Origin of the sequence: Myxococcus sp. AM011, assembly GCF_013372595.1 — a bacterium.
GTDB classification, from domain to species: Bacteria; Myxococcota; Myxococcia; order Myxococcales; family Myxococcaceae; genus Myxococcus; species Myxococcus eversor.
The window spans coordinates 1-13,298 of the sequence record NZ_JABXEM010000149.1; the positions used below are offsets into that span (position 1 = coordinate 1).

12 protein-coding genes are annotated in these 13,298 nt (G+C 68.4%); 7 read left to right on the forward strand and 5 right to left on the reverse strand.

Annotated features, from left to right (window positions below; translation table 11 throughout):
• Positions 1 to 324 precede the first annotated feature (324 nt).
• Both HUW62_RS48990 and HUW62_RS48995 read left to right on the forward strand, forming a co-directional pair.
• Entirely contained in the window at positions 325 to 693 is a 369-nt protein-coding gene (locus HUW62_RS48990; RefSeq protein WP_255203675.1) for a hypothetical protein, read from the forward strand.
• Positions 690 to 1,076 (forward strand): lysophospholipase, encoded by a 387-nt coding sequence (locus HUW62_RS48995; RefSeq protein WP_255203676.1) that lies wholly within the window; start codon positions 690 to 692, stop codon positions 1,074 to 1,076. Before HUW62_RS48990 ends, HUW62_RS48995 begins: the two co-directional genes overlap by 4 nt.
• Here the strand turns inward: HUW62_RS48995 and HUW62_RS27720 are convergent.
• On the reverse strand, positions 995 to 1,864 hold the full coding sequence (locus tag HUW62_RS27720) for a DUF1003 domain-containing protein (protein ID WP_176436099.1): 870 nt from the start codon (positions 1,862 to 1,864) through the stop codon (positions 995 to 997). The two genes, HUW62_RS48995 and HUW62_RS27720, sit on opposite strands and share 82 nt — an antisense overlap.
• Positions 1,865 to 2,035: 171 nt before the next feature.
• Positions 2,036 to 2,461 (reverse strand): hypothetical protein, encoded by a 426-nt coding sequence (locus tag HUW62_RS27725; protein WP_176436100.1) that lies wholly within the window; start codon positions 2,459 to 2,461, stop codon positions 2,036 to 2,038.
• Positions 2,462 to 2,615: 154 nt separating this feature from the next.
• Between HUW62_RS27725 and HUW62_RS27730 the strand changes: the two genes are divergently transcribed.
• Positions 2,616 to 3,509: a 1,4-dihydroxy-2-naphthoyl-CoA synthase gene (locus tag HUW62_RS27730; RefSeq protein ID WP_163869305.1), complete on the forward strand. Its 894-nt coding sequence runs from the start codon at positions 2,616 to 2,618 to the stop codon at positions 3,507 to 3,509.
• Between the two features lie 69 nt (positions 3,510 to 3,578).
• On the opposite strand, the gene HUW62_RS27735 is transcribed toward HUW62_RS27730, so the two are convergent.
• Entirely contained in the window at positions 3,579 to 3,968 is a 390-nt protein-coding gene (locus HUW62_RS27735; protein ID WP_240356993.1) for a VOC family protein, read from the reverse strand.
• 79 nt (positions 3,969 to 4,047) lie between these two features.
• On the opposite strand from HUW62_RS27735, the gene HUW62_RS27740 reads away from it, so the two are divergent.
• From HUW62_RS27740 to HUW62_RS27755, 4 genes are all read left to right on the forward strand, one after another.
• Entirely contained in the window at positions 4,048 to 4,998 is a 951-nt protein-coding gene (locus tag HUW62_RS27740; RefSeq protein ID WP_176436101.1) for a hypothetical protein, read from the forward strand.
• Positions 4,999 to 5,158: 160 nt separating this feature from the next.
• Positions 5,159 to 8,476 carry a C45 family peptidase gene (locus HUW62_RS27745; RefSeq protein ID WP_176436102.1) on the forward strand — a complete coding sequence of 1,106 codons (3,318 nt, stop codon included), beginning with the start codon at positions 5,159 to 5,161 and terminating at the stop codon, positions 8,474 to 8,476.
• 199 nt (positions 8,477 to 8,675) lie between these two features.
• Complete coding sequence (locus HUW62_RS27750; RefSeq protein WP_163869301.1) at positions 8,676 to 10,805, forward strand: M13 family metallopeptidase; 2,130 nt, start codon at positions 8,676 to 8,678, stop codon at positions 10,803 to 10,805.
• Positions 10,806 to 10,950: 145 nt separating this feature from the next.
• Positions 10,951 to 11,172 (forward strand): hypothetical protein, encoded by a 222-nt coding sequence (locus HUW62_RS27755; protein ID WP_163869300.1) that lies wholly within the window; start codon positions 10,951 to 10,953, stop codon positions 11,170 to 11,172.
• A 6-nt stretch (positions 11,173 to 11,178) separates the two neighbouring features.
• Here the strand turns inward: HUW62_RS27755 and HUW62_RS27760 are convergent, their stop codons facing one another.
• Entirely contained in the window at positions 11,179 to 11,652 is a 474-nt protein-coding gene (locus HUW62_RS27760) for a GNAT family N-acetyltransferase (RefSeq protein ID WP_176436103.1), read from the reverse strand.
• Between the two features lie 9 nt (positions 11,653 to 11,661).
• Entirely contained in the window at positions 11,662 to 13,296 is a 1,635-nt protein-coding gene (locus HUW62_RS27765) for a fumarate hydratase (protein WP_176436104.1), read from the reverse strand.
• Positions 13,297 to 13,298 lie beyond the last annotated feature (2 nt).

Consider the following 13,298-nt stretch of genomic DNA (forward strand, 5'->3'; position numbering starts at 1 on the left):
GTGGTGGCGGCATGGGGTTGGGCATCGGCGCCGGCGCGGGTCTCGGGCTTGGCGGCCACCTGTCTGATGACGACGAACATCGCTAGGGACGCGCTGCCCATCCGGGCATCGCTTCGATGAAGGCCTGCATTGGCGCGTCGCCCTCGACCTGTGGTTCGAGACCGTCCCAGCCTGATGTCGCGGCTGCCGGAAATCACCCCTTTGGGGCAGCTCGTCGGCGGCACCCCGTGCAATAGGTGGAGGCGCGCGACGTTGAACCGTCGTGGTTCGGATTTCGCGCTCAGGGGGCCTCACAGGCAACCCGAGCGGAATCGAGGGGATATCGTGCGCAAGGCATCGTGGCTGCCACTGGCGGCGCTGTTTCTGGGGAGCACTCCGGCACAGGCACAGGAGGCGCCGGGTCCGAACAACCGGGCCGAGGCCATCAAGATCATCGCGGGGCTTCGCAAGGTCGTGGCGCCGGAGGGGCTGGAGCGCACCGAGAAGCTCCGCATCGGAGGCATCGACCAATGGGTCTCGGTCCGCAGCCGCGACCTGCGCAATCCCGTGCTGCTCGTGCTCCATGGCGGCCCCGGCTGGGTGGCGATGCCGACGAGCTGGTATGTCGCGCACGGCTGGGACGAATTCTTCACCGTTTCTTCGGAGGGGCTGCCTATCGGCGTCCCGATGCGAGCTTCGAAGGCGCGGCGGTGAACCTGTCGCCCGAATACACCGACGAGGAGGTGCGCCAGGTCTGGAAGGCGGGAGACCTCTCGGCCGAGCGCCTCCTGTCTCCGATCCTGACGACGGACCTGCCGCAGGTGAAGCGGCTGAAGACGCCGCTGCTCCTGTTCCTCGGACGCCACGACTACAACGTCTCGGCGACGGTTGCCGCCGAATGGTTCGCGAGCGTCAAGGCGCCATCGAAGCAGCTCGTCTGGTTCGAGCAGTCGGCGCACGAGCTGATGGCCGCCGTCGTGTCGGGGGGATGTGGCCCGCGGGCGCGGCGATGGAATCAACCGGGCTTGGAGACGACTGGAGTCGAGGGTGCGCGTCCGCGCTCGACGGCGTCCAGGCGGGCCATGGTCTGCGCGTAGAGGTGGTCCAGCTTGGAGTGGAGCTGCGTCACTTCCATGCCGGCGCGGATGTTGGCTTCGTATTCGACGTCGGAGCGGATGCGGTCCTTGGCGGCCTGCCGGCTCTGGCTGATGAGGACGAAGCAGGAGAGGAAGATGGCCTCCAGGCTGACCACCATGGTGAGCAGGCCGAAGGGGAACGGGTCGAACGCGTGGAACGTGGGGACCCAGCCCAGGTTGATGGTGATCCACACCGCGAACCACACGGCGTGCAGCATCATGAAGGTGAAGGTACCGCTGAAGGCGGCCAGTCCATCCGCGAGCCGCTGGATGGTCGTCAGCCGCTCCTCCACCATCTCGTTGGGGCTGAGCGATGGCCGGCTGTGCAGCATCTTGTCCGCTTCGCGCAGGCGCCGGCCGATGGCGGTCAGCACATCCATGGCGCTGGAGGGGTGGCGCCGGAAGAGGAGCTCGAGGTCCGCGCGGTCCACCTTGAGGGCGGACGTGTCCTGGATGGCGCGGGCATCCGCGCTGCGTGGATCTCCATCCAACAGGGACAGCTCGCCGAAGAAGTCTCCGCGTCGGGCGGTCTCGAAGACGATGACCTGCCCGGTGGTGTCCTCGACGGAGATTTGAACTTCACCGGAGCTGACGATGTAGATGGCGCCGCCGGGGTCTCCTCGGCTGAAGACCTTCTCTCCGGCGGACAGGCGCACCTCCTCGAGCTGGTTGGCGAGCAGCGCGCGCTCCTCGTCATCGAGGGCGGCGAAGAGGGGCACTTCCTTGAGCAGGGCGACGTCGGCGGGCATGACGCGGAGTTCCTCGCGAAGGGCTGCACCGTGCGCTCCGCAGGCTGGCACCTTCCGAGCCATTCGCCCAGCGTCACCGCGTCACAAGTCGAGGGTTTCTCCAGGGCCGAAAAGGAGGGCCCAGCCGGATGACTGTGGCTCCAACGAGTCGCCGTGCCTCCTCGACGTGGCTCACGGCGAGGGGGGCGCTCGGGAGGCTTTCGGCTCGACGGTGGAGGCGACGTTCTGCGGGGTGCCGTCGGAGAAGGGCCTGACGTCGAACTGGACGCGGACGGAGCGGCCGGGCTTCAGGTGCTCGCGCAGATAGGTCTCGATGTCCTGGTCGCGAGGGACAGTCATGCCGGCGATGCGTGTCTGATGTGTCACGCGGATGGGAATCGCGGCGCCGCTGGGGCCGGTGACGAAGAGTGTTCCGGGCGCGGCTCCCAGCACCGGGCCGGAGAAGGCGCGGAGTGTTCCGGCCGTGCCCTCGGCATCCGGGGACGGGGCAGGGGAGGGACGGGCCGAGTCTCCGCTCGCCTGTGTGTCCACGGCCAGGGCCATGGGGGGCGTGCTCAGCAGGAGTCCGACGAGCAGGTGCTGGGTCCATCGTTTCATCACGGGCCTCCTGGGGGCTGGGCGGAGCAGCCACACGGGGAAACGATGGTCATGGACGCGCGTGAAGGCAGGGCCTGCTTCCTTGGATGGACGCTCCCACCGGGCCGGCGTAGGGTCCGCGCCCGTTCCCCCCTTTCTCCCGAGTGAGAAACCCATGGTCTCGGCCATCTTCAATCCGGCCCGCTGGACGCCCGTCGAGGGCCACAAGTTCAAGGACATCACCTTCCACCGCGCGGTGGACCAGGGCACCGTCCGCATCGCGTTCAACCGCCCCGAGGTGCGCAATGCCTTCCGTCCCCGCACCGTCGACGAGCTCTCCCGAGCCCTGGAGGCCACGCGCTTCATGACGGACGTGGGCTGCGTCCTCATCACCGGAAACGGCCCGTCCCCCAAGGACGGCGGCTGGGCGTTCTGCTCCGGGGGAGACCAGCGCATCCGTGGCAAGGACGGCTACAAGTACGAGGGCGAGGACGGCGAGTCGGACCCGGCGCGACTCGGCCGGCTGCACATCCTGGAAGTCCAACGGCAGATCCGCTTCCTGCCCAAGGCCGTCATCGCCGTGGTGCCGGGCTGGGCCGTGGGCGGTGGACACAGCCTGCACGTCGTCTGCGACATGACCATCGCGAGCCAGGAGCACGCGGTGTTCAAGCAGACCGACGCGGACGTGGCCAGCTTCGATGGGGGCTATGGCTCGGCGCTGCTGGCTCGGCAGATTGGCCAGAAGCGGGCGCGCGAAATCTTCTTCGTGGGCGCGAACTACTCGGCGCAGGAGGCCTTCCAGATGGGGATGGTCAACGCCGTGGTGCCGCACGAGAAGCTGGAGGACTTCGCGCTCGAGTGGGCGGCGGAGATCAACACCAAGAGCCCCACCGCCATCAAGATGCTGAAGTACGCCTTCAACCTGCCCGACGACGGCCTCGTGGGACAGCAGCTCTTCGCGGGCGAGGCCACGCGCCTGGCCTACGGCACCGACGAAGCCCAGGAAGGCCGCGACGCCTTCGTCCAGAAGCGCAAGCGCGACTTCAAGCGCTTCCCCTGGAGCTACTGAGCCGCGCGCGGTTCCGAGTGACTCGGCCCGCTTCGGAGACACCGGAGCGGGCCGTTCAATGTTTCGTCCCTACGCGGTGAACACCACCGACGGGGCCGAGCGCTTCGCGGGGCCATGGTAGACGGCCTCGATGTTGTTGCCGTCCGGGTCCAGCACGAAGGCCGCGTAGTAGCCCGGGTGGTAAGGCCGCTCACCTGGTGCTCCGTTGTCCTTCCCACCCGCCTTGAGCGCGACCTCGTAGATGCGCTTCACCATCTCCGGGTCCTTCGCCTGGAAGGCCAGGTGGACGCCACGCCCGGCAGGCGCGCCGGGGTCCGCGGTGCTGACGAACAGCTCGTCCGCGAAGAAGTTGTCGGGCCCATGTGAGCCGAGCGGGATGCCCAAGACCTCGAGAATGGCCTGGTAGAACCGCTTGCTCGCCGCCATGTCCCTGGCGCGGAGGTGGACGTGGTCAAGCATCCGGCCTCTGTGAAATTCCATGGTGCTCCTCGCGAAAGTATGCGCCCCTCGGGGGTACGCGTGGAGGCGCGAGGCTGCCATGAAACCCCATTTCCTGACCTTCTTTTGCGAGCTGGCACCAGAGCCGCTTCGCGAACTGTTCAACACCGAAGGCGTCGTCGACGACCTCCAGGCGATGCGCGCCGGCGTGAGCCTGGGCCTCCTCGACTTGAGCGCCGAGCGCGCCGAAGTCGTGCGCCTCCTCAACCGTGCTGGCATCCCCGTCACCGCGTGGCTCCTGCTCCCTGTCGAGCAGGGCTACTGGTTCCACGCGGGCAACGTCCTGCAAGCGCGTGCGCGCTACGAAGCCTTCATGACGTGGACGGCCGACGAGAAGCTCCAGTGGGCGGGCGTGGGGTTGGACATCGAGCCCGACATCCACGAACTGCGCAGGTGGGCGGAGGCGCCGCTGCGGAGCCTTCCCGGGATGTTGTCGCGGCTCGTCCTTCGCGGAGGGCGCACCCGTGAGGCGCGAGCGGGCTACCACGCGCTGGTGGAGCGCATCCGCGCGGATGGATACCGCGTGGACGCGTACCAGTTCCCCTTCATCGTGGACGAGCGACAGGCTCGCTCCTCGGTGCTGCGGCGCGTGGCGGGCGTGGTGGACGTGCCCGCGGACCGCGAGGTGCTGATGCTCTACACCAGCTTCGTGCGCCCCCGAGGGGCCGCGCTCCTGTGGAGCTATGCGCCGGGAACAGGCTCGCTCGCGGTGGGCAGCACGGGCGGCGGTGTGGAGCTGCCGGGCATCCTCGCGTCGCCGCCACTGGACTGGACGGAGCTGTCGCGTGACTTGCGGCTCGCGGTGCGGTGGACGCACGACCTGCATGTGTTCAGCCTGGAGGGCTGCGTGAAGCAGGGCTTCCTGTCCCGGCTGCGCGTGTTCGACTGGGATGCGCCCGTGGACCCGCCGTGGGTGGAGTCGCGGCGCGTGGATGCGGTGCGCCGGGCCGCGCGCGGAGTGCTCCAGGCGTCGGGTCGGTTGCTGCGCTGACAGGGGAGGGGGCGCACGGAGTGTCGGGGCGACCACGGAAGTCGCCTCGCGTCATGGTGCCTTCGCGGGTTTGAAGGGTTGACGCTCGACAGGCGCGGCAGTGTCATGCGCCCGGATTGCCCCCGAGCTGATGCCCCGCCCTGCTCGGGAAGGGAACGACATGACCGACCGCCCCCAGACGTCGAAGCTCCTCGGCGCGCTGCTGTTGTCCGCGAGCCTGCTCCAGGCCGCGCCCGCCGTGGCCGCCACTCCCGTCAACTCCTCGGCGGTGCCGAACGGAAACTTCGAGGTGGCCGGAGGTTCCTCCTCGGTGCCCGCGTTCTGGCGCTCGCAAGGCCCCGGCAAGGTTGCCTCCAGCGCGGAGGGCAAGGTGGAGGGCTCGCGCGGCATGCTCATCGAGAGCCCGCAGGGCGGTGGGGAGACCACCGTCGAGTCCGAGAGCCTCAAGCTCCAGGTGGGCCAGCTCTACCGGCTCAGCGCCTGGGTGCGCACCAAGGGCGTCCAGGTGGACCCGGAGGCCCGCTATCCCACGGCCCACGGTGCCTGCTTCTCGATGAAGAGCTTCCCCTTCACCAACTGCGCGACGGCCCCGGGCGGTGAGGCCGGCACCCGCGCCTCCGTCCTCTTCTTCGCCACGCAGTCCACGGACCGCGTGCAGCTCCACCTGGGCCGCAACGGCAAGGCGACGGGCTCCGTCTGGTACGACGACGTCCGCCTGGAGCCCGTGGAGGATATCACCGCCTATGTCCCCCTGGAGTCGGTGCGCTGGGCCGGCAAGGGTTTCCGTTACGACGACGGCGGCTGGATCTACGTCCACATCGAGGGCGAGCCCTACGAGCGCGGCGTCCAGTTCGGCGAGCTGACCTCGCAGGAGATTGTCCGCTACATCGAGAAGCTCGGCATCCAGAAGGACAAGTCGGACGCGGCCAAGGGGTGGAGCCACCAGCGGCTGCTCGCGGACTCGCTCTTCCTGCGCAAGTTCGACGCCGAGTACCTGGAGGAGATGAAGGGCATCGCCGAAGGCGCGAACAAGGCCGGCGCGAAGTTCAAGGACCGCGAGCTGGACGTGCTGGACATCGTCACGCTCAACACCGCCGTGGACGCGGGCCAGCTCGAGGAGGCCAACCGCGCCACCTCCACCTCGCTGTCCGGCCGCACCTTCCTCAAGGCCGACGAAGAGGCCGAGCGCGGAGGCAAGGGCGACCACTGCTCCTCCTTCGTCGCCACCAAGTCCGCGACGAAGGACGGCCGCGCCATCATCGGCCAGATTTTCATGTGGAACGGCTACACGGGCGTCCACTGGGACGTGGTGCTGGACGTGCAGCCCACCCGGGGCCACCGCTTCGTGATGCAGACCTTCCCGGGCGGCATCCACAGCGGCGCGGACTGGTTCATCAACTCCGCGGGCATCGTCATCGGCGAGACGACGGTGGGGCAGACGCCCTTCGATATGAATGGCTCGCCGCAGAGCAACCGCATCCGCAAGGCGGCGCAATACGCGTCCTCCATCGATGACGTCGCCCGCATCATGAAGGACAACAACAACGGCCTGTACACCAACGACTGGACGCTCGCGGACACGAAGACGGACGAGGGCGCGTGTCTGCTGCTCGGCACGAAGAAGACGCGGCTGTGGCGCACCGGCAGCAAGGGCAACGCCTCCGACACGCCGGGCAACCTCAAGGACTTCATCTGGGCGAACAACAACAACCGTGACTTGGAGGTCCGCAAGGAGTCCGTCTCCAACCCGGACAACGCCCCGGCGGACCTGGCCTTCAACACCTGGAACCGCGACATCGCCTTCTGGGAGTACTACTCGAAGCTGGGCAAGCAGGGCTTCGACCTGGACTCCGCCACGCGGATGCTGGCCTCCAGCCCCATCAACCGGCCGCACGCCTGCGACGGCAAGGTGACCACGTCGGAGATGGCCGAGAAGCTGATGTTCCTGGCCCACTACGGCAAGACGACGCTGCGCGAGAAGATGATTGGCAGCCGCTTCATGCCGGACCTGCCCGGCGCCACGCCGCACCTGTCGCTGGGCTACACGACGTTCAGCCCCATCTACGTCGCCGCCAAGCTGAAGGAGGCGCGCAAGACGTGGAAGGCGCCGGAGGAGCCCCAGACGACGAAGCGGGACTTCTCGCGGGTGAAGGACACGGTCGGCTTCGACAAGTCGCTCCTGTGGGCCAACACGCTGTTCCCCGCGTCGGATGGAGAGAACTGGCTCATCAGCGGCACGTCCGCGTACTGGAAGCTCTTGCGCGACGTGTCGGCGCACGAGGACAAGCCGGAGAAGGCCTTCGATGCGCAGCGGGACGCGCTCGCGGACCTCAATGACCGCTACCTCTTCACCACCTCGCGCGAGGCGGACGTGCTGCCTGCCTCCGTCAAGACGGAGTACGGCCGCTATGGCACCTACCTGGTGCCGCGCATCAAGGGCACCTTCGCGCTGCACCAGCTCCGGCTGCTCCTGGGCAACGCGGACTTCTCCAAGGTGATGAACGCCGTCCACACGCGCTACGCGAACAAGGACATCTCCACGGCGGACTTCAAGCGCGCCGCGCAGGAGGCGGTGGGCAAGGACGTGGGCCCCTTCGTCGGCCAGTGGCTGGAGCGCACGGGCCTGCCGCAGCCGCGCTTCCGCGCCACCGCCGCGCAGGTGAAGGACGGGTACGAGGTGACGCTCAAGGTGGAGCAGCCCGGCCCGAAGCCCTGGCACTTCGTCACGTTGGTGGAGGTGCACACGGCGAAGGGCTCCACACTGGAGCGCGTGGAGGTGAAGGGCACGGCGAACGAGACGTTCGTCCTGCGCACCACGGAGGCGCCCATGCGCGTCGTCTTCAACGCGGGCAACGACGTGCCGGTGCCGCGTGAGCGCTACCAGGTCCTGGCCAACCAGACGGATGCCTGGGAGAAGCTGCTCATGGTGCATGGCACCGCCCGGCAGACGGAGTCCATGCGCACGCTGGTGCTCGGCTACCGCGAGGCGCTGGCGGATGTCTTCACCGAGCGGCTCGTCCCGGTGTCTCCTGACTTCGAGGTGACGGACGCGCAGCTCGCGGAGCGCGACCTGGTCGTCTTCGGCGGGGCGGAGGACAACGCGCTGCTCGCCCGGCTGGCCGCCGAGAAGAAGCTCCCCGTGGAGCTGGGCCGTCGCTTCTTCCGCTGGCAGGGCAAGACGTATGGCCGCCCGGATGACGGCATCGCCCTGGCCCTGCCCAACCCCTGGAACCCCAAGCGCGCCCTGTACCTCTTTGTCGCCAACAGCGGCATCCAGCTCTGGCACATGACACGGACGTACCAGCGCAACCTCCAGGGCTGGGCCCTGTTCCGAGGCGGCGACGTGTCGACGAAGGGCTTCCATGACCTGGAGGCGTTGTCGCAGGACGTCACGGTGACGCCCACGCCCACGCCCGCCGCGCCTACGGTGCCGGCGCCGGCCGCTCCTGTCCCCGCGCCCGTCATGGGCCAGCGCTGAGCCGCTGGTGGGCGCTCGCGGCCTCGCCTCCTGGACGGGGGCGGGGCCGGAAACGGCTGTTTCCACGGGATTGCAGGGAGGCTTGGGGCCTCACCTGAGGAATAGGGCGCGCGCGCGGGTGTTTTTCCTGCCTGCCCGGATGGACGACGACCATTCGGGTCCGGCAGCATCCCCCGTCCCTTTTTCCTCTCGGAACCTCATGAGCCCCAAGAAGTCCATTGCCCACCGCGCGTGGGCGACCAGCGCCCTCGGAACCCTGTTGTTGACCGGCTGCGCCAGCGCGCCGCGGCCCGCGCCCACCGAGGCGCCCGCGCCTCCCGCCGCGTCCGCATCCTCGACGACGCCCGTCGCGGAGGCCGTGTCGGAGGAGACCGTGCGCGCGCTCGGCGTCGAGCTGAAGAACCTGGACCGCACCATCCGTCCCCAGGACGACTTCTACCGGTTCGTCAACGGGACGTGGCTGAAGAACACGCCCATCCCCGCGGACCGCGCCCGCTATGGCTCGTTCATCGAGCTGGCGGACAAGTCCGAGCTGGCCCTGCGCGCCATCATCGAGGAGTCCGCCTCCGCGAAGGAGCGCGCGCCGGGCTCCACCGCGCAGAAGGTGGGCGACCTGTACAACAGCTTCATGGACACCGAGCGCATCGAGTCGCTCGGCATGAAGCCGATCGCCCAGGAGCTGGCGCGGGTGAAGGGGCTGAAGGACAAGGCCCAACTGCCGGAGCTGTTCGTGGAGCTCCAGCGCAGCGGCCTCCAGACGCCCTTCACGTTCTTCGTGGGCCAGGACCAGAAGCAGGCCACGCGCTACATCGCGTACGTCAGCCAGAGCGGCCTGGGCCTGCCGGACCGGGACTACTATTCCAAGCAGGAGCCGCGCTTCATCGAGATTCGCGCCGCCTACGTGGCGTACATCGAGAAGCTCTTCACCCTCGCGGGGGAGAAGGACGCGAAGAAGGCGGCCGAGGCCATCCTCGCGCTGGAGACGACGCTGGCCGACAAGAGCTGGGACCGGGTGAAGAACCGGGACCGCGAGGCCACCTACAACCTCAAGAGCGTCAAGGAGGTCGAGGCGCTCACCCCCGGCTTCTCGTGGACGCGCTTCCTCAAGGCGGCGGGCGCCCAGGCGACGCCCGGCGTCATCGTCCGTCAGCCGGCGTACTTCGAGGCCGTGGCGGGGCTGTTGAAGACGACGCCGCTGCCCGTGCTCAAGCAGTACCTGACGTTCAAGGTGCTGTCCGGCCGCGCGCCCATGCTGTCGAGCGCCTTCGAGCAGGCCTCGTTCGACTTCTACGGCAAGACGCTGCAGGGCCTTCAGGAGAACCGTCCGCGCTGGAAGCGTGGCGTGGGCGCGGTGGAGGACTCGCTGAGCGAGGCCGTGGGGCAGCTCTACGTGGAGCGCCACTTCAGCCCCGCGTCCAAGCAGCGCATGGTGGAGCTGGTCAACAACCTGCGTGAGGCGTTCCGTCAGGGCATCGACGGGCTGGACTGGATGAGCGCCGAGACGAAGGCGCAGGCCCAGGCGAAGCTGTCGAAGTTCAACGTCAAGATTGGCTACCCGGACAAGTGGCGGGACTACTCGCGCCTGGAGATTGTCGCGGGCGACCTGTTGGGCAACGTGCGTCGCGGTGACGCGTTCGACTTCCAGCGGATGGTGGACAAGCTGGGCAAGCCGATCGACCGCGAGGAGTGGGGCATGCCGCCGCAGATGGTGAATGCCTACTACAGCTCCACGATGAACGAGATTGTCTTCCCGGCCGCCATCCTCCAGCCGCCGTTCTTCAACCCGGACGCGGACGACGCGACGAACTACGGCGCCATCGGCGCGGTGATTGGTCACGAAATCAGCCACGGCTTCGACGACCAGGGCAGCCGCTCGGACGGCGACGGCAACCTGCGCAACTGGTGGACCCCGGAGGACCAGGCGGGCTTCAAGCAGCGCACCGCCGTGCTGGTGGAGCAGTACGCCGGCTTCAGCCCGCTGGAGTCCATGAAGGTCAACGGCGAGCTGACCCTGGGTGAGAACATCGGCGACGTCAGCGGCCTCGCGGTGGCCTACAAGGCCTACGTCCAGTCGCTCGGAGGCAAGACGGCGCCGTCCATCGCCGGCTTCACCGGCCCGCAGCGCTTCTTCCTCGGCTGGGCGCAGGTCTGGCGCGGCCTGTACCGCGACGACGCCATGCGGCAGATGCTGCTCACCGACACCCACTCGCCGCCGCAGTACCGCGTCAACGGCGTGGTGCGGAACATGGCGGAGTTCTACGAGGCGTTCGGCGTCAAGGAGGGCGACGCCGGCTGGCTCGCCCCCGAGAAGCGCGTGAAGATCTGGTAGTTCCCTGACGCTCCCACCGTCCGACGTGGACGGTGGGACAGGGTGGGGCGCTTGCTTGGCCCCTCCCTGAAGGGCCTCGTGAGGCTGGCTGGACAGGGCCCGGCGGATGTTTACGCTGGGCCATCCCGTCACCGAGGTCCCTCGCGTGAACTCTCTGTTGCTTCGGTTGGTCTGTGGTCTGCTGTTCGCCGCGCTGGTGCTGGGGGCCGTCGTTCATCCTCCCGACAACCTCACGCAAGGACTGGGGATGATGCTCCCCGCGAGCATGCTCCTGGGCGTGGCCCTCAAGGGCCCCCGGCGCAACCTCATCCCGAAGAAGAAGTCCGCCGTCCCGGTGCCCGCGTCAGAGGCGCCGCCCTCCGTCTGACACGCGTCAGGCGCGCCACTCCATCTCGATGTCCGCGCGCTCGTAGCCCGCCTCGCGCGACACCTCGTCTCCCAGGCGCGTCGTCACGAAGCCGTGCTTTCGGTACAGCCCGAGCGCGGGCGCAAGCTTCGTGTTCGACACCAGGTACACGCGCCGGGCGCCCTTCTCGCGAGCGACGCGCAGCACCGCCTCCATCAGCACGTCGCCCAGCCCGTGTCCCCGCGCCTGGGGAGACACGGCCATCTTGCACAGCTCGAACGTGTCCGGGTCCTCGCGGCGCAGCGCGCACGTGCCCAGCACCTGGCCGTCGACGAGGGCGAACAGCACCTCGCCGCCGGGCGCGACGAAGGTGCCGTGCGGGTCCGCGAAGGAGGCCAGGTCCTCCGGCTCCAGCCGGAAGTGCGTCTCGATCCACTCGCGATTGAGCCGCGCGAAGTCCTCGCGGAACCGCTCCTGGTAGGTCAGCACCTCGGCTGGCATGGCGCGCGCTCAGCCCTTCTTCGCGGAGGGCTTGTTGAGGTGGGCGAAGAAGTCGTTGCCCTTGTCATCCACCACGATGAAGGCCGGGAAGTCGACCACCTCAATCTTCCACACCGCCTCCATGCCCAGCTCCTCGTACTCGAGCACCTCCACCTTGGTGATGCAGTCCTTGGCCAGACGCGCCGCCGGGCCGCCGATGGAGCCCAGGTAGAAGCCGCCGTGCTTCTTGCACGCGTCGGTGACGGCCTGGGAGCGGTTGCCCTTGGCCAGCATCACGAAGCTGCCGCCCTCCGCCTGGAACTGGTCCACGTACGCGTCCATGCGACCGGCCGTCGTCGGACCGAATGAGCCAGAGGCATAACCCTCCGGCGTCTTCGCGGGGCCCGCGTAATAGACCATGCGGTCCTTCAGGTACTGCGGCATGCCCTCGCCCCTGTCGAGCCGCTCCTTGAGCTTGGCGTGGGCGATGTCGCGCGCCACCACCATGGGCCCGGTGAGCGACACGCGCGTCTTGATGGGGTAGCGCGACAGCTCCGCGCGCAGCTCGCTCATGGGGCGGTTGAGGTCCAGCTTCACCACCTCGCCGGCCAGGTCCGCCTCCGTCGGCTCCGGCAGGTACTTCGCCGGGTCCGCCTCCAACTGCTCCAGGAAGACGCCGTCGCGGGTGATTTTTCCGAGCACCTGCCGGTCCGCGGAGCACGACACGGCGATGGCCACCGGGCACGAGGCGCCGTGGCGCGGCAGCCGGATGACTCGCACGTCGTGGCAGAAGTACTTGCCGCCGAACTGCGCGCCGATGCCCATGCGCTGCGTGAGCTTCAGCACCTCCTGCTCCAGCGCCACGTCGCGGAAGCCCCGGCCCAGCGCGTTGCCCTCGGTGGGCAGCGTGTCCAGGTAGCGCGCGGAGGCGTACTTGGCCGTCTTCAGCGCGAACTCCGCCGACGTGCCGCCCACGACGATGGCCAGGTGGTACGGCGGACACGCCGCGGTGCCCAGCGCGCGAATCTTCGCGTCGAGGAAGGCCATCAGGCTCGTTGGATTGAGCAGCGCCTTGGTCTCCTGGAACAGATAGCTCTTGTTGGCCGACCCGCCGCCCTTGGCCATGAACAGGAACTTGTAGGCGTCACCGCCCGTCGCGTAGAGCTCGATTTGCGCGGGCAGGTTGTTGCCGGTGTTGGCCTCCTTGTACATGTCCAGCGCCGCCATCTGCGAGTAGCGCAGGTTGGACGTGCGGTAGGTGTCGAAGACGCCGCGGGACAGGGCCTCCTCGTCGTGGCCGTCGGTGAGGACGTGCTGGCCCTTCTTGCCCATGATGATGGCGGTGCCCGTGTCCTGGCAGGACGGCAGCACGCCACCGGCGGCGATGTTGGCGTTCTTCAGGAGCTCCATCGCGACGAAGCGGTCATTCGCGGAGGCCTCCGGGTCCTTGAGGATGGCCGCGAGCTGCCCCAGATGGCCGGGGCGCAGGAGGTGCGCGATGTCCCGCATGGCCTCCCGGGTGAGCAGGGTGAGCGCCTCGGGGGCCACCTGGAGGAAGGTGCGTCCGCCGGCCTCGAAGGTGGAGACGTGGTCCTTCGTGAGCAGCCGGTAGGGCGTCTCGTCCTTGCCCAGCGGAAGCATTTCCTGGAACTGGAAGTCGTTCATCG